Here is a 15839-nt window from a genome sequence, read left to right as displayed (position 1 = left end):
CTGCAGCACGTTGCTCGGCACGATCGACAGCAGCATGTCCATGCCCTTCGGCGTGCCATGGATGCCAGCAACGATTTCCTTGCTGCGCTCGGCATTCTCCGACAGCATCAGCGCGGCCACCTGCGGGTCGACGCCGGCACCGGGCTTGAGCAGGTTGACCAGCACCAGGCCGATACCCACCGCGATGCCGGACAGCAGCACGGTGTAGGCCAGCGTCTTCCAGCCGATGCGGCCAAGGGCGCGGATGTCGCCCATCTCCGACACGCCCATGATCAGCGCCGAGAAGATCAGCGGCACGATCAGCATGAAGATCAGGTTGAGGAACAGGCCCGACGCCGGGGTGGTGACGTAGTCCATTACCCACTTGGCACCGGTCTGCAGGCCGTCGACGCTGCCGCCCAGGGCATGCACGATCAGTCCCAGGACCAGGCCGATCGCAAAGCCGATGCCCATCTTCCAATGCAGGGGCAACTTCTTCTTGTCGGCAGCAGCTGCTGTCATGCGCGGGATTCCTCGAAAAATGAATCTACTCTAACAAAGCGCGCAAGCCGCGCCGGTTCAGGGTTGCCGCGGTGGATACAGCGGCGGCAGCCCAGTGTCGACGGCGCCGGCGGCGGCCGACCAGTGCGGTCCGTCACGGAAGCTTTCGCGCAGGCGGGCCCGCAACGCGCTGACATCCCCCATCCCACCCCAGCGCGCCTGCTGCAACGCCTGCAGAGTCTGCCGCTGGGCCGGATCGGCCAGGCGCTCGATCACCTGTTCCAGGCGTTCCACGCCGGCCATCGAACACAGCAGCGCCTCTACCTGGTCAAAGCCCTCGCCATCGATCGCCCGGCGCAACTCGGCCACGCTGGCACGCGAGGACGTTGCAGGGGCACTGGCTCCTGGCCGGGGAACCGGACGGGTGTGGACGACGGCACGGCGGCCACGTCGCCATCCCCATGCCAGGGTCAACAGCCATAGCAGCGCCAGGCCTGCGGCGGCCGCCATCCACGGCCACGGCCGGGGACCTGCTGCGGTGGGTGCAAGAGAGGATGCAGCGGCGGGTGCGGCGTCTCCCGGCAACGCGGCATCGGTATCGATCGGTTGTGCCGCCGGCGCGCCGGCCCGGCCTGCGGCCACGGCCAGTTCCAGATCCGGCAGGCTGGCCTGCTGGGCACTGCCACTGTCCACGTTCCACCAGGCCACGCGCGGCCCCGGCACGCGCAGGGATCCAACCTGCCGCGGCACGATCGAGTAGCGACGGGTGATCTTCAGGCGTGGCGTGCTGCCGTTGAAGGTCTCCTCGTACTGGGCAGGTTCGGCGAACACCTGTGCGGCGTCGCCGAGGTCGGGCACGGGCAGATCGGTGAACTGGGCCCGGGTAGCGCCGTTGGCGATCGCTTCGACCATCACGGTGGCCGCTTCGCCCGTGCGCGCACTGCTGGGTGCAGCGGTGTAGCGCAATTGCAGGCTGTGCAGGGGCAGCCACGGCTGCACGGCCTGAGCCGGTTGCGCCTGCACCTGCAGCGTGCGTTCGGCACCGACGGCATTCATGCGGCCATCGCCACCGCTCCCGAAGAAGTCATCGAAGAATCCACCTGCACTGCGGCCGGTGAAGCGCGCGCCCGGCAGGCGCAACGCCCCGCTGCGCTCGGGGATCAGCAGGAAGCGACGTTCGACCACGTTGTAGCGACGGCCGTTGACCTGGCGCACGTCGCTGCGATCCTCCCCCACCCGCTGCAGCGAAGCGCCACTGGGTGTGTCGAGCACCAGTTCGCCCGACGCCAGCTGCGAGGCGAAGTACAGCCTGACCACCACGCCCACGCTCTGCTGCACGTAGGGCGTCGGGTCATCCACCTCGGTTTCGATGAAGGCGGTGGCATTGCTCTGCGGGGTGGCCACCACGGCATCACTTACCTGCAGCACCAAGGGCACCGTGCGTGCTGCGCCTACCTGTAATGAAGGCACCTGCAGCGTACCGGTGCGGCGCGGCGTCAACGCAACCGTATAGAGGTTGCGCTGCTGGACGCCGCCATTGCTCCACTGCACCTGGCGGTTGCTGCTCTGCGCACTGAGCACGAAATCGGCATTCAACGGTGCATAGTCTGGCGCGCCCTGGTCGGTCTCGATGTGCAGGGTGACCGCATCACCGGCGGCGATGCTGTCCTGCTCCAGCCAGGCGCGCGTCTGCGCCATGGCCACCATCGGCAGCCACAGCAGCAGCATCGCCAGCACAGGCAGAGGCCACCGGATTTGCCTGCTCGCCATGCCTGTCATCGCCCTTCCCTCTTTCTACGTTCGTTTTCCAACTGGAACTTGGCCCGCAGCAGTGCCCCCGGATCATCCGGCACACGCCGCATCCACGCCTCCACGGCCTGCTGCTCCTCGCGCTGTTGCGGTGTACCGCCATCGCCGCGCACTGCTGCCTTGCCGGCTTCGCCGGCGCGCGCCTGCTGCAGGGCCTGCTGCATGCGCTGGCGCTGCTGGGCATCGGCCYGCGCCTGGGCCTGCGCGTCGGCTGCCTGCGGCTCCTGCTTCGCCCCCTGCTGGCCGGAACCTGCAGATGCCGGGTTCTGCTGGCCCTTCTGGCCCTGCGGTTCCTGCTGGCCTTGTTGGCCTTGCTGGCCCTGCTGCTGATTCTGCTGATTCTGCTGATTCTGCTGATTCTGCTGATTCTGCTGATTCTGCTGATTCTGCTGATTCTGCTGACCTTGCTGGCCTTGCTGGCCCTGCTGCTGATTCTGCTGACCTTGCTGACCTTGTTGGCCTTGTTGGCCTTGCTGGCCCTGCTGGTTCTGCTGCTGTCCCTGCTGCGGCTTCTGCTGCCCCTTACCCTGCCCCTGGCTGTTGTTCGACGACGACTTGCGCTTGCGCGCGGCGTCGACCACCGCACGGTTGGCGACGGCGTCGGCCATCTGCGGGTGGCGCGCCAAGGCCTTGTCGTAGGCGGCGATGGCACCGTCGTAGTCGCCCTGGCGGGCAAGCACGTTGCCGAGGTTGTACCAGCCCGCATCGCTGTCGATGCCTTCGAACTGCTTGCGGGCAGTGGCGAAATCACCTTGACGGTACGCCTGCACACCCTCGGCCAGGCGTGCATGCTCACGCTGGTCGGCTCGTTCCCACATCGTGCCCGCTGTCGGCGCAGCCATGGGCGCGCGCGGCTGTGCCTGCAACTGCCCGCTCAAGGGCAGAAGACCCACGGCCAGCACCGCCGCCAGCACCGCGCGGCGACGGAACGCCAGCAGTGCCAGCAGCATCACCGGCGGCAACAACCAATAGCCTTCGTCCTGCCACTGCCGGGCCTGCCCGGGCCGCTGCAACGCACCGCCGTCGCTGGCATCAAGTACGTCCAATGCCTTCAGGTCGCGATCATCGCTGGCGATGCGCTGGTAACGCCCGCCACCTGCGGTGGCGACGGCGCGCAGGCTGGTTTCATCCAGCGCGGCCTGTGCGATCTGGCCTTGACCATCGCGATAAGCGGCGCCGGATGGTGTGCCCAGGCCCAGCACCGACACCTGCAGGCCGAGGCCACGCGCCTGCGCTGCGGCAAGCGCCGCTTCGCTGTCAGCCTGGTCGCTGACCAGGAGGATCTGGCCGCGCAGGGCACCGGTCTGCCGCAGCAACCTGACCGCCCAGTCGATGCCACGGTCGGCGCGCTGTCCATCACGCGGCATCACCTCCGGCGACAGCGCGTCCAGGTACAGCGCCACGTTGGCAGCGTCGTCGGTCAACGGCGCCACGGTATAGGCATCTTCGGCATACACCACCAGACCCACCTGTCCGCCTTGACGGGCGCGCAGCAGAGCACCGATCTTTGCCCGCGCCTGCAGCAGGCGCGAGGGTGGCAGGTCGGTCGCGGTGATACGGCTGGAGAGATCCAGCACCACCACCAACGGCGCACTGGCCTGATAGATCGGCTGCGCCTGCTGCCTCCAGCTGGGGCCAGCCATCGCCAGTGCCGCCAGGGTCCAGCCCAGCAGCAATGCCCATGGCAGGCGCGTGCGTCGCTTGCCCTCGCCCGCCAGGAGCTGCGACAGCAGATGGGCGTCGACCGCCTGCCGCCACGCGTCGCTGCGCCGTTGCCGGTAGATGGCCACCGCGACGATCAACGGCAGTGCCGCCAGCATCCACAACCAATCCGGGCGCAGGAAATGCAGCGCGCTCCAATCGAACGTGCTCCACTCGAACGCGCTCCAGTCGGGCATCTTCAGGAAAGTGGCGTTCATCGGCGACGTTCCGGCCAGGCCCACGCCAATGCGCCCAGCAGCAAGGCGACGGCCAGTGGCCATGCATAGCGCTCGTTGCGCGGACGCAGTGCCGGTCCCTTCGCTGCGATTGGCTCCAGCCTGTCCAGTTCGGCATAGATGCCAGCCAGCTGGTCGGTGTCACGCGCACGGAAGAAGCGGCCGCCGGTCATCTCGGCGATCCTGCGCAGCGTTGCCTCATCCACCGGATCGCGGTCGGCGGCCACGGGAATGCCGAAGAACCGCGCACTACCGTCGCTGCCAAACGCCACGGTGTGCACGCGCACCCCTTCGGCACGTGCCAGCTCGGCTGCGCGCAGGGGTTCCAGCACACCGGCGTTGCTGACGCCGTCGGTCAGCAGGATCAGTACACGCTGCCCTTCGGGCTGATTGCGCAGGCGTTTGACCGCCAGCGCGATGGCGTCACCAATGGCCGTCTCGCGCCCGGCAAGGCCAACCACGCTGTCGCGCAGTTGATCGCGCACGCTGGACAGATCCGCAGTCAACGGTGTAAGTGTGTAGGCACGATCACCGAACACCAGCAGGCCGACGCGATCGCCGGCACGACGGTCCAGGAAATCGGCCAGCACCGCCTTGGCTGCGGTCAAGCGCTCCACCGCCTGCGCACCGAGCACCATGTCCGGCTCGCTCATGCTGCCGGACACGTCCATCGCCAGCATCATCTGCCGGCCCTCCTGCGGCGGGGTGATCGCCTCACCCAGTTGCTGTGGTCGCGCCATCGCCAGGCACAGCGCCAGCCAGCCCAGCCACAGCAAGCCGCTGCGCAGCCAGGAAACGCCGACACGACCGCCGCCAGCCAGTGCTTCCAGTTCGGCAGCGGCGTAGGGCACGCGCAACGCAGCGCCCGGATCGGCCCGCCGCTTCCATGCCAGCATCAGGATCGGCAACGGCAGTGCCAGCAGTGCCAGCGGCCAGGCCAGCTGCAGATCCGGCCACGGCCAGTAAGCTGCAAGCGCGCTCATCGGCGGCGCTCCTGCAGCAACGCCAGGTAGCGTGCCCGCGCCCACGCGCGCACGTCGGCCACGGCAGCGGCATCCACGCTTGGACGATACGCCCCCTCGGCCAGCAGGTTGCGCTGCGCGAGCGACAGGGTGTCCTTGGGATCGACGTACTGCCACCACGCGTCATCGCGCAGGGCTTCGCTACCGGGGCGTGCCTGACGCGCCGCACGCCGCAGCAGGCTGGCGATGGCTGCCAGTTCCGACGGCGCGCCGTTCACTGCCGCAATCTCCCTATCGAACACGCGCATCCACTGCTGGCGGCGGCGACGACGACGCCATGCCACCGCAGCAACGATGGCCAGCAACAGCAGAACCAATGCGATCAGCATCAGCCAGCCAGGTGCGGGGGGCCACCACGCTGGCGAGGGCGGCAACTGCACGTCGCGCAGTGGCAGGGAGGCACTCATGCCGGCACCTCCGTCGGTGCCGGCGCCAGCCAGGCATCGCTTGCCGCATCGGTGGACAGCACCTGCACATCGACGCGACGCGCGGCAAGCTGGCTGCGCAGCTGCTGCAGGGGTTCAACGAAATGCGCCTGCCAGTGCGCCTGCACGTCGCTGCGGCGCAGGTCCAGGCCGATGCGCTTCTGCGCGGCGAGAAACTGCAGGGGCGCCGTTGGCGGCTGCAACTCAAGCGGATCGACCAGCAGCAGCAGACTCAGGTCATGGTGCTGGGCCAACGCGCTCCAGCGCGCCGGCGGAATCCGGATCGCCTGCTGCGGATCGGCCAGTACCAGCATCCGGGCGCCGGGGCGCAGCACCCGACCGGCATGGTCCAGCGCGCGTTCCAGGCCAAGGTCATCGGCAGGTGGCTGCGCGTACCAGCGCGTGAGTGCATCGAGTACGCGCAGTACGCCGCGGGCACCGCCGGCCGGCGCGATCGGCGCCTCGCGATCACTACCGCGCAATGCACCGATGCGGTCGCCGCGGCGCTGTGCGGACCATGCCGCAACCGCGCCAGCGCGTGCTGCCTGCACCGACTTGAAGCGCACGCGGGTACCGAAGTACAGCGCAGGTGAAGTATCGGCAACGATCAGGGTGACCCGTTCGCGTTCTGCCTGGAACAATTTGGTGTGCGTGCGCCCGGTGCGCGCGGTGACGCGCCAGTCGATGTGGCGCGCGTCGTCGCCCGCCACGTATTCGCGCGATTCTGCATATTCCATGCCGCGTCCGCGCAGCGGCGAAGGCGCTTGCCCGGCGCTGCCCGCGCGCCCACGACGAGGCGGCGGCGGACGCTGTGCCAGGCGGCGCAATGCCACCAGCTCGGCCAGTTGCGGTCGCAGGCCATCGCCTTCGCTGGTAACCGGAGCAGGTCCGTTGGTCGTGCCGGTCATGCGCGCGCTCAGGGCGCCGGTACCCGGGCCAGCAGTTCCTGCACCAGGCGCTCACCATCCCAGCCTTCGGCGATGGCTTCATAGCTGGGCAGTACCCGGTGGCGCAGCACATCGGCCGCCACGGCACGCACGTCGTCGGGAGTGACGAAATCACGCCCGGCCAACCACGCCCGCGCCCGTGCGCACCGCTCCAGTGCGATGGAGCCACGCGGGCTGGCGCCCCACGCGATGCGGCGCGCCAACGAGGCGTCGTAGCGCGAGGGATCACGCGATGCCAGTACCAGCTCGATCAGATAGCGCTCCAGCGCGGGGGCCATGTGGAGCTCCAGCACCTCGCGGCGCGCATCGAAGACATCCTGCATCGGCAGTTTTTCCGGCGTCGCTGCGGCCTCGCCAAGCGCGCCGCGGGCGCGCTCGCGGGCCAGCCGCAGAATCTCCGACTCGGCCGCCTGGTCCGGATAACCAATGCGTACGTGCATCAGGAAACGATCCAGCTGCGCTTCCGGCAGCGGGAAGGTGCCTTCCTGCTCGATCGGRTTYTGSGTSGCCATSACCAGRAACAGCGRCGRCAGCKCATASGTGYKGCGRCCSACGSTGACCTGSCGCTCGCCCATSGCTTCCAGCAGCGCGGACTGCACTTTGGCCGGCGCACGGTTGATTTCATCGGCCAGCAGGATCGGGTGGAAGATCGGCCCCGGCACGAATTCGAAACGGCCTTCCTGTGGGCGCCAGATCTCGGTACCGGTCAGGTCCGAAGGCAGCAGGTCCGGGGTGAACTGCACACGCGCGAAGTCTGCTTCCAGCCGCGCCGCCAAGGCCCGGATGGCCGTGGTCTTGGCCAGGCCCGGGGCACCTTCCACCAGCAGGTGGCCATCGGCCAGCAAGGCAATGAGCAGGCGTTCGACCAGCGCCGCCTGGCCGACGATCTCGGCCGACAGTGCATCGCGCAGATCGCTGAAGGCCGCATGCAGGCGCGAGGTGACGGGGGCAGGCGGCGGAGAAATGGATTCGGGCATCGGCGGAGGCAGGTTCATGGGGGCCTTTGACCGGCGCGGGATGGCTCGGGTTCCCCACATCATCGCAGGCCGTCCGGCTGCTGGCATCAAGAACGGCTGAACAGCCTCCACGCATGACCGATCAACCGGGCCTCCCGCGCAAACGACGCGGGGCCGCACGTGGCGGCCCCGGTCGGATACAACAGATGTGATGCCTCAGTTCTGGCGGGCCACGCGCAGGACCTTCGGGGTCACGAACACCAGCAGTTCGGCCTTGTCCTTGTTGCGACCACGCTTCTTGAACAGATTGCCCAGGAACGGCACATCGCCCAGGAACGGCACCTTGCTGACACTGTTGCGGTCGGTGAATTCATACACGCCACCGATCACCACGGTCTGGCCATCTTCCACCAGCACGGCGGTATTGACCTCGCGACGGTTGATGGACGGCACGGTACCGTAGCCCTGCAGCTGGATCAGCTGATCGACCTCGTCCTTCTTCACCGCCATGTTGAGGAACACGCGGTTGTCGTTGGTGATGGTCGGGGTGACCTTCAGTTCCAGCACCACTTCCTTGAACTGGACGTTCGGGGTGGCTACACCGCCAGCGCCGCCGCCACTGATGGTGACATAGCCGATTTCCTTGCCCTGTTTGATCAGCGCTTCGCGCTGATTGGTGGTCACCACCCGCGGGTTGGAAATCACTTCACCACGCGACTCTTCCTGCATGGCGGACAATTCCACGTCAAGCAGATAGCCGGCATTGAGGATCGACAGCGCCAGCGAACCAGGATTGCTGGCCGTTGCCACCGGCAGGTTCCAGTTCAGGCCGCGGGTGATGGCCGAACCGACCGACACCGGCGGCGGGCCCACGCGGCCACCGGCGATCCAATCGCGCTCAGCCTTGGCGTTGGTGCTGGCGGTGTCCACCTGCGATTCGCGGGTCTTCCGATTGGCCTCAAGGTCGCCGCTGAAGTACACGTTGTCACGGCTGCCACTGATGCCGAACTTGGCACCCAGTTCGCGCGCGAACGTGTCGGTGGCGATGACGATGCGTGCTTCGATCAATACCTGGTCGACCGGGCGGTCGATGACACTGATCAACTCGCGCATGCGCGCGATCTTCTTCGGAATGTCGCTGATCATCAGCGTGTTGGTGCGCTCGTCGGCGACGATGCGACCGCGTCCCGAGAGGAAGCCACTTTCTTCCTGCGAACTGCCACCACCGCCACCGCCACCGCCACCACCACCACCACCACCGCCGATTCCCTTGGCTTCGGTCAGCGCTTTGAAGATCTGCGTGGCGCTGTGGTAGTTGATCTGGACGTAGTCGGTCACCAGGTCTTCGCGGTTCTCGATCGCGATGCGCGCGTCTTCCTTCTCCTGCTCGAACTTGGCCAGCTCGGACTGCGGCGCAACCCACACCACGCTGCCGTCACGACGCTTGTCCAGGCCCTTGGCACGCAGCACGATATCCAGCGCCTGGTCCCACGGCACGTTGACCAGACGCAGGGTCACATTGCCCTGCACCGAGTCGGAGGCCACCACGTTCAGATTCGACTCTTCGGCAATCAACTGCAGCACGGTGCGCACCGGCACGTCCTGGAAGTTGAAGGTCACCGGCTTGCCGGCGTAGCCGCGCTGCGGCACGCCCTTGGCGGCCTGGGTCACGCTGCCGGCAGTGACTGCGCCAACGGCGGCCTGGGCCTGCCGCGGGCTGATCTCCACCACATACTCGTTGCCACTCTGGTAGGCCAGCGACTCGACCGGACCGCCCGTGCTCAGCACCAGCTGGGTGCCGGCCCCGGACGGCTTGGCGTCGATGCGCTGCACCGGGGTGGCGAAGTCGGTGACGTTCATCGGCTTCTGCAGGTTGGCCGGCAGGCGTGCGTTGCCGACATCGACAACCACGCTGTTGCCCTGGCTGCGCAGGTCGGGCATGGCGCCCTGGCCGTCGAACTGCAGGATCAGGCGGCCAGCGCCGTCATCGCCACGCTTGAAATCGATGCGTGCGACCGACAGGCCTGCCGGTGCAGCGGCCGGCGTGGCGGCCAGCGCCGTGCCGGTCGGCTTTTCCGACGGTGCGGCGGCCAGCGCCGGAGCGCAGGCCAGCATCAACGCGACTCCCAGCGCGCTGATGCGGTTCAAGGTAGAGCGCCGGATGGGACGCAGCCCCTTGGCTTGGTGAAAGGTCATCGTGCTATCCCCAGTAAACGATCATTGATCTTCCAGCGCGAGCGTTGCTGGACGTTCCAGCCAGCCACCCGCGCCATCCGGCACCAGTTCGATCAGCTCCACGCGGTCTTCAAAGACCGCGGTGACCCGCCCGTCGCTCTGCCCCAGGTAACCACCGGGACGCACCCGATAGGTCACCTTGTCCGGCCCCATCACCAGCGCCACAGTGCCGGCGCCTGTTCCGATGGTGCCGACCATGTCCAGCGCGTCCAGCGGGAAGCCTTCCATCGGCTCCTTGCGCCGGTTCGGATCTGGCCGCAGTCCCCCATTCCCCTGCTGCGGGTTGGTCCAGGCATCGGTAAACGGATCGCGCATGCCCTGCGCGGAGTATTCGAAGGTCTCGAACTGCTGCATCACCGGCAGCGGCTCCAGCGGCTGCGCCGGTCGCGCACGCTCGCTCTCGACCCACTTTTCCAGATTGGGTGCATCACCCGGCGTGCTGCTTACGCCGCGGCCGCAGGCGGCCAGCAGCAGCACCGTCAGCACCATCCCGCCACGTGCAATGAAGGAACCGATCACTTCTTTTCCTCCTTGCCCGCTTCAGCCTTCTGCTGTTCGGCAACCTCGGCCTCATCCAGGTAACGGTAGGTCTTGACCGTGCCTGACAGTTCCAGCGCACCGGCGCGGATGTTGCCGCCGGTCTTGTCCTTCGGCTTGAGGTTGATGTCGTGCATGGTCAGGATCACCACCCGCGGCAACGAGGCCACGCCGCTGACGAAGGCGCCGAACTGATGGTAACTGCCCACCATCCGCAGCTTGATCGGCTTCTCGGCGTAGAACTCCTTGATCTGCTCCTGTTCGGGCTCGAACAGCTCGTTGGCCAGGCCGCTGGACAACGCGGTCTGCGAGATGTCGATGATCAGGTCCGGCATTTCGGTCTTGCTGGGCAGCTGCCGCAGCATCTGCTGCAGCACCTGCTCCATCTGTGCCAGCTGCTGCTTCAACGGCTCCAGATTGACCGCGCGTTCCTGTTCCTTGGTGAACTCGGCACGCAGCTCGGTTTCCCGCGATTCCAGGCCCGCCAGCTCCTCGCGCTTGCCGCTGATCAGCAGCATCCAGAGCACGAACATGATCACCAGAGCGATCAGCGAGCAGAACACGATCTTCGCGTTCCTCGGCCAATTGCCGATGTCGTTGAAGTCCAGGTTCTTGATGTCGACTTTCTTGCTCATGCGCGATCCCCCTGCATCGGGGCGTGGAAGGCCTGCGGAGGCTGCGCCAGGCGGCTGCCCTCAGGCTTGGGTGCGGGTGCGGCCGGCGCAGGCGTTGCCGCCGGTGCTGGGGCCTGTGCCGGAGCAGTTGCAGGCGCGGCTGCCGGTGCCGGAGTCGATCCCGACGCCGGTGCGGCAGCAGCCGGTGCGGCGGCGTCCGGCCCGGCGCTGAGCGGTGCGACCGTCGGTGCCGCCGGCGTGGTGCCGGCCACACTGCCATCCGGGTTCAGGCCCGGCGTGGCGCCTGCTTCCTCGCTCTGCGCAGGCAGCTTGACCTTGACCTTGAACACGTACGGCAATGCCTTGATGTCAGCCACCGGGCCGGTCGCGCGCCCGTCCTTGTCCTTGTCCGGCTCACGCGCCTCGATGATCGCCAGCTCCGGATTGGTCATCCAGCCGGAAACTTCGAGATTGCGCATGTACGCCGAGACACGGGCGTTGGACTGGGTGCGGCCCTCCAGGGTCAGCACGTCGCCTTCCTGCTGCAGAGCGGTGAGCACCACGCCATCGGGGATGGTGCGGACCAGCGCATCGAACAGGTGGACCATCTGCGAACGCTTGGCCTGCAGCTGTTCGATCACCGCCTTGCGGGCCAGCAGTCGATTCTTCTGCTCGTCGAGGCGGTCGATTTCCTTGTTCTGCTCCTTGACCTTGTCGATCTCGGTCTGCAGGTAAGCATTGCGGTCATTCTGCCCGCTGACCTGCATGTCGTAGTAGAACCAGATCAACAGCGACAGCAGCAGGCCACCCAGGGCGGCCATGCCCAGCATGATGCCGAACTCGCGCTGGCGCTGCTTGCGCCGTTCGGCGCGCCAGGGCAATAGATTGATGCGTGCCATCAGTCAAAGCTCCTCAGCGCCAGACCGGTCGCGATCATCAGCGCGGGGGCATCCTGGGCCAGCGCGTGCGCCTGCACCTTCGGCCCCAGGGTCATCTGTGCCAGCGGGTTGGCGACCACGGTCGGTACGCCCAGCTGTTCCTCGACCATCTCCGGCAGGCCTGCAAGGGCAGCACAGCCGCCAGCCAACACGATGTGATCGACGCGGTTGAACTCGCTGCCGGCGTAGAAGAACTGCAGCAGGCGGCTGATCTGCTGGACCGTGGCTTCCTTGAACGGYTCCAGCACTTCCATCTCGTAGCTTTCCGGCARCCCGCCCTGGCGCTTGGCCAGACCGGCTTCCTCGTAGCTCAGGCCATAGCGGCGCATGATCTCGTCGGTCAGCTGCTTGCCGCCGAACACCTGTTCGCGGCTGTACAGGCTACGGCCACCACGCAGCACGTTGAGGGTGGTCATGGTGGCGCCGATATCGACCAGCGCAACCACGCCCTCGGCCGACACCGGCAGCTCGCTGGCCACCAGGGCGAAGGCGTTCTCGACCGCGAAGGCCTCCACGTCCATCACCTTGGCCTGCAGGCCGCCCAGTTCCAGTGCGGACTGGCGCAGCTCGACGTTTTCCGAACGCGAGGCCGCCAGCAGCACCTGGACCATTTCCGGGTTGTTCGGGATCGCCCCRATCACCTCGAAGTCCAGGTTCACTTCCTCGATCGGGTACGGAATGTAGTTGACCGCTTCCAGCTCGATCTGGGCTTCCATGTCGTTCTCGTCCAGGTCGGCCGGCATCGGGATCACCTTGGTGATCACCGCCGAACCGGCCACGGCCGCAGCGGCCAGCTTGGCCTTGCTGCCGGAACGGTTCATCGCCCGGCGGATGGCCTCTCCCACGGCCTCCACTTCGACGATGTTCTTCTCCACCACCGCATTCGGCGGCAGCGGTTCCACGGCATAATGTTCCACACGGAAACGGTTGCCGCTGCGGGAAAGCTGCAACAGCTTTACCGCAGTCGAACTGATGTCGACGCCAATGAGCGGCGACTGACTTTTTGGGATGAGCCCCACGGTTTCTCCCCTGCCGACGGGCACTTGGACGCAAGAGCTGCGTCCGCGCATTAATAACGTATTCTTAGCAAATGGCAACCGCCCTGCTGTGACATCCCTCACAGGATGAACACGCAGCCCCTGGCGTCCCCTTGCACTCCCCAGTGCCGGCCCCAGCCGCCACCTTGCGTAATCTATACTCTGCGACCACGAAATTCGCAATCGGAATCTGACACCGATGACCCGTCTCCGCCGCTGGCTGCGCTGGATCTTTCTTGTTGTCCTGGTCCTGGCGCTGGTCGGAGCGGCCGCCGTTGGCGGCCTGTACTACGCCGTTTCTTCCAAGCTTCCCGACGTGCAGACCCTGCGCGACGTGGAAATGCAGGAGCCGATGTACGTCTACGCTGCCGACGGCAAGCTGATGGCGGTATTCGGTGAGACCCGGCGTACCCCCATCACCATGAAGGACGTGCCGGAGAAGCTGAAACAGGCGTTCCTGGCCACCGAGGATGCCCGTTTCTACGAGCACGGCGGCGTGGACTACAAGGGCATCGGTCGCGCGGTGTGGCTGCTGGCCACCACCAACGACAAGCGCGTGCCCGGTGGCTCCACCATCACCCAGCAGGTGGCCCGCCAGTTCTTCCTCAGCTCCGAGTACAGCTATACCCGCAAGCTGGCCGAGATCCTGCTGGCGCGCAAGATCGAGTCCGAGCTGAGCAAGGACGAGATCTTCGAGCTGTACCTGAACAAGAGTTTCTTCGGCAACCGCGCCTACGGCGTGGCCGCCGCCGCCGAGTTCTACTACGGCAAGAAGCTGGGCGAGCTGGACCTGGACGAGATGGCCTCGCTGGCCGGCATCCCCAAGTTCCCGTCCTCGGGCAACCCGATCTCCAACCCGGAGCGCGCCCGCCAGCGTCGTGACAACTATGTGCTGCAGCGCATGGCCGACCTGAAGTTCGTCAGCCAGGCCGAGGCCGATGCGGCCAAGGCCGTGCCGATGCACGCCACCGCCCACGAGCCGCCGGTGCAGGTCGATGCCCCGTACGTGGCCGAGCTGGTGCGCCAGGAAATAATCGCCCGCTTTGGCGGCGACGTGGTCAACAAGGGCTACCACGTCACCACCACCATCGATTCGACCCTGCAGACCGCCGCCAACCTGTCGGTGCGCGACGGCCTGCTGCTGTACGACCATCGCCACGGCTGGCACGGCGTGGAGAAGCAGGTACAGCTGGGCGCCGGCGACGACGCCGCGGCCCTGGCCGAGCACCTGCGCGGCATGTTCGGCCAGGCCGGCCTGCTGCCGGCGATCGTCGCCAGCACCGGCGCCGACGGCAGTGCCACCGTGGTGCTGGCCAACCGCAGCGAGATCGTGCTGCCGGCCGGTGCCGCCAAGTGGACCAACAAGAGCCCGGCCAAGCTGGTGCAGCGCGGCGACATCGTGCGCGTGCGCGCTGGTGCCAAGGAGGGCGAATGGCTGCTCGACCAGCTCCCGCGCGGCCAGTCCGCCCTGGTTTCGCTGGACGCCCACAGCGGCGCCCTGAAGGCGCTGGTCGGTGGCTTCAGCTTCTCCGGCAACAAGTTCAACCGTGCCACCCAGGCCCGTCGCCAGCCCGGCTCGAGCTTCAAGCCGTTCGTCTACGCGGCCGCCTTCGACAAGGGCTACAACCCGGCCTCGATCGTGCTCGACGCCCCGGTCGTGTTCCGCGACCGCCGCGGCAAGACCTGGGCACCGCAGAACGACGGCGGCGGCTTCCGCGGCCCGATGCGCCTGCGTGAAGCGCTGGTGCAGTCACGCAACCTGGTCTCGGTGCGCCTGCTTGATGGCATGGGCGTGGACTACGCGCGCAAGTACATCAGCCAGTTCGGCTTTGCCGAATCCGAGCTGCCGCCGAACCTGTCGATGTCGCTGGGTACCGCCTCGCTGACCCCGCTGTCGGTGGCCCGCGGCTACGCCGTGTTCGCCAACGGCGGCTCACGCGTGGACACCTGGCTGATCGACCAGGTCAACGACCGCGATGGCAACCTGGTGTTCAAGGAAAACCCGGCGATGGCCTGCCSCGACTGCGCCGGCAGCAGCGACCAGCCGGTGARCCAGGTCGTGGACGGCTTCAACTTCGGCGCCCCGGCACCCAAGGTCGATGCCACCGCCGCTGCCAAGCCGGAAGCCAAGACCGAAACGCCGGCCGCACCCGCCAACCCGGACGCGCGTACCGCACCGCGTGCGATCGACGCCCGCACCGCCTACCAGCTGGTGTCGATGATGCGCGACGTGGTCCAGCGCGGCACCGGCGCGCAGGCCAAGGTACTTGGCCGCGAAGACGTGGGCGGCAAGACCGGCTCCACCAATGATCACCGTGACGCCTGGTTCTCCGGCTTCGGCGGCCCGTACGTGACCACCGTGTGGGTGGGCCGCGACGACTTCCGCTCGCTGGGCTACCGCGAATACGGTGGCAAGGCCGCCCTGCCGATCTGGATCGACTACATGCGCACCGCGCTGAAGGACACCCCGATCGCACAGAACGAACCGCCGAGCGGCATGGTCCAGGCCACCCTCAACGGTGCGGTGGAGTGGGTGAAGGTGGAAGACATGGATCGCCTGACCGACTACGACCTCAACCTGCAGAGCACCCCGCAGGCTGACGCGGCCGCGTTCGATATCTTCTGAAGCCAGGCGGGGTGGGTGCCAACCGTTGGTTGGCACCATGGCCCGACGTTGCCTTGGTAGTCGCCAACCTTGGTTGGCGCCGATGCATTCGCCGGGCATGGCCCGGCGCTACCCCGCTAGATGCCAACCTTGGTTGGCGCCGATGCATCCGCCGGGCATGGCCCGGCGCTACCATGCCGCACCCGTCGGGCGCCCTCTCCCGGTAGCGCCGGGCCATGCCCGGCGAGCGTAGCGGCACCTGTGCGAAATACCCACGCAGATGTCACACGCCTGCGC

Annotated in this window: 13 protein-coding genes; 1 reads left to right on the top strand and 12 read right to left on the bottom strand. The window is 67.2% G+C overall.

Translation table 11 applies throughout. From position 1 onward, the window contains the following. From AC1DJN_RS05360 to AC1DJN_RS05305, 12 genes are all read right to left on the bottom strand, one after another. Window positions 1-501, bottom strand: a 501-nt coding sequence (locus AC1DJN_RS05360) for a dicarboxylate/amino acid:cation symporter (RefSeq protein ID WP_478038951.1), incomplete at its 3' end; no start/stop codon positions are given. Between the two features lie 57 nt (window positions 502-558). Further along, window positions 559-2259 (bottom strand): BatD family protein, encoded by a 1701-nt coding sequence (locus AC1DJN_RS05355; protein WP_442251985.1) that lies wholly within the window; start codon window positions 2257-2259, stop codon window positions 559-561. Continuing rightward, window positions 2256-4208 (bottom strand): tetratricopeptide repeat protein, encoded by a 1953-nt coding sequence (locus AC1DJN_RS05350; RefSeq protein ID WP_478038950.1) that lies wholly within the window; start codon window positions 4206-4208, stop codon window positions 2256-2258. Before AC1DJN_RS05350 ends, AC1DJN_RS05355 begins: the two co-directional genes overlap by 4 nt. After that, the gene (locus AC1DJN_RS05345) at window positions 4205-5209 is read right to left on the bottom strand and encodes a vWA domain-containing protein (RefSeq protein ID WP_059064955.1); all 1005 of its coding nucleotides are present in this window, start codon (window positions 5207-5209) and stop codon (window positions 4205-4207) included. The genes AC1DJN_RS05350 and AC1DJN_RS05345 overlap by 4 nt, the downstream gene beginning before the upstream one ends. Then, window positions 5206-5655, bottom strand: coding sequence for a DUF4381 family protein (locus AC1DJN_RS05340; RefSeq protein WP_059064957.1), 450 nt, complete (start codon window positions 5653-5655; stop codon window positions 5206-5208). Before AC1DJN_RS05340 ends, AC1DJN_RS05345 begins: the two co-directional genes overlap by 4 nt. Further along, window positions 5652-6581, bottom strand: a complete 930-nt coding sequence (locus AC1DJN_RS05335) for a DUF58 domain-containing protein (protein ID WP_442251983.1) — start codon at window positions 6579-6581, stop codon at window positions 5652-5654. Before AC1DJN_RS05335 ends, AC1DJN_RS05340 begins: the two co-directional genes overlap by 4 nt. A gap of 8 nt (window positions 6582-6589) precedes the next feature. Beyond that, window positions 6590-7615 carry an AAA family ATPase gene (locus AC1DJN_RS05330; protein ID WP_478038949.1) on the bottom strand — a complete coding sequence of 342 codons (1026 nt, stop codon included), beginning with the start codon at window positions 7613-7615 and terminating at the stop codon, window positions 6590-6592. 177 nt (window positions 7616-7792) lie between these two features. After that, window positions 7793-9772 carry a type IV pilus secretin PilQ gene (locus AC1DJN_RS05325; protein WP_442251982.1) on the bottom strand — a complete coding sequence of 660 codons (1980 nt, stop codon included), beginning with the start codon at window positions 9770-9772 and terminating at the stop codon, window positions 7793-7795. A 21-nt stretch (window positions 9773-9793) separates the two neighbouring features. Continuing rightward, a complete protein-coding gene (locus AC1DJN_RS05320; protein WP_051501657.1) occupies window positions 9794-10300 on the bottom strand; it encodes a pilus assembly protein PilP in 507 nt (168 codons plus the stop codon). Window positions 10301-10326: 26 nt separating this feature from the next. Beyond that, a complete protein-coding gene (locus AC1DJN_RS05315; protein WP_025874231.1) occupies window positions 10327-10983 on the bottom strand; it encodes a type IV pilus inner membrane component PilO in 657 nt (218 codons plus the stop codon). Continuing rightward, window positions 10980-11861: a PilN domain-containing protein gene (locus AC1DJN_RS05310; RefSeq protein ID WP_442251981.1), complete on the bottom strand. Its 882-nt coding sequence runs from the start codon at window positions 11859-11861 to the stop codon at window positions 10980-10982. Before AC1DJN_RS05310 ends, AC1DJN_RS05315 begins: the two co-directional genes overlap by 4 nt. After that, window positions 11861-12919, bottom strand: a complete 1059-nt coding sequence (locus AC1DJN_RS05305; RefSeq protein WP_032951624.1) for a pilus assembly protein PilM — start codon at window positions 12917-12919, stop codon at window positions 11861-11863. The genes AC1DJN_RS05310 and AC1DJN_RS05305 overlap by 1 nt, the downstream gene beginning before the upstream one ends. A 217-nt stretch (window positions 12920-13136) precedes the next feature. On the opposite strand from AC1DJN_RS05305, the gene AC1DJN_RS05300 reads away from it, so the two are divergent. Then, window positions 13137-15563 carry a penicillin-binding protein 1A gene (locus AC1DJN_RS05300; RefSeq protein ID WP_478038948.1) on the top strand — a complete coding sequence of 809 codons (2427 nt, stop codon included), beginning with the start codon at window positions 13137-13139 and terminating at the stop codon, window positions 15561-15563. Window positions 15564-15839: the final 276 nt, after the last annotated feature.

The sequence above is a fragment of the Stenotrophomonas sp. 05L414_2 genome (genome assembly GCF_056397905.1).
This window is presented reverse-complemented; position numbering and strand designations above follow the sequence as displayed.

What these genes read in the sequence shown, in the direction of transcription:
- AC1DJN_RS05355 (WP_442251985.1), bottom strand. Translation starts at nt 2,259, where the DNA reads ATGACAGGCATGGCGAGCAGGCAAATCCGGTGGCCTCTGCCTGTGCTG.
- AC1DJN_RS05345 (WP_059064955.1), bottom strand. Translation starts at nt 5,209, where the DNA reads ATGAGCGCGCTTGCAGCTTACTGGCCGTGGCCGGATCTGCAGCTGGCC.
- AC1DJN_RS05340 (WP_059064957.1), bottom strand. Translation starts at nt 5,655, where the DNA reads ATGAGTGCCTCCCTGCCACTGCGCGACGTGCAGTTGCCGCCCTCGCCA.
- AC1DJN_RS05335 (WP_442251983.1), bottom strand. Translation starts at nt 6,581, where the DNA reads ATGACCGGCACGACCAACGGACCTGCTCCGGTTACCAGCGAAGGCGAT.
- AC1DJN_RS05325 (WP_442251982.1), bottom strand. Translation starts at nt 9,772, where the DNA reads ATGACCTTTCACCAAGCCAAGGGGCTGCGTCCCATCCGGCGCTCTACC.
- AC1DJN_RS05320 (WP_051501657.1), bottom strand. Translation starts at nt 10,300, where the DNA reads ATGGTGCTGACGGTGCTGCTGCTGGCCGCCTGCGGCCGCGGCGTAAGC.
- AC1DJN_RS05315 (WP_025874231.1), bottom strand. Translation starts at nt 10,983, where the DNA reads ATGAGCAAGAAAGTCGACATCAAGAACCTGGACTTCAACGACATCGGC.
- AC1DJN_RS05310 (WP_442251981.1), bottom strand. Translation starts at nt 11,861, where the DNA reads ATGGCACGCATCAATCTATTGCCCTGGCGCGCCGAACGGCGCAAGCAG.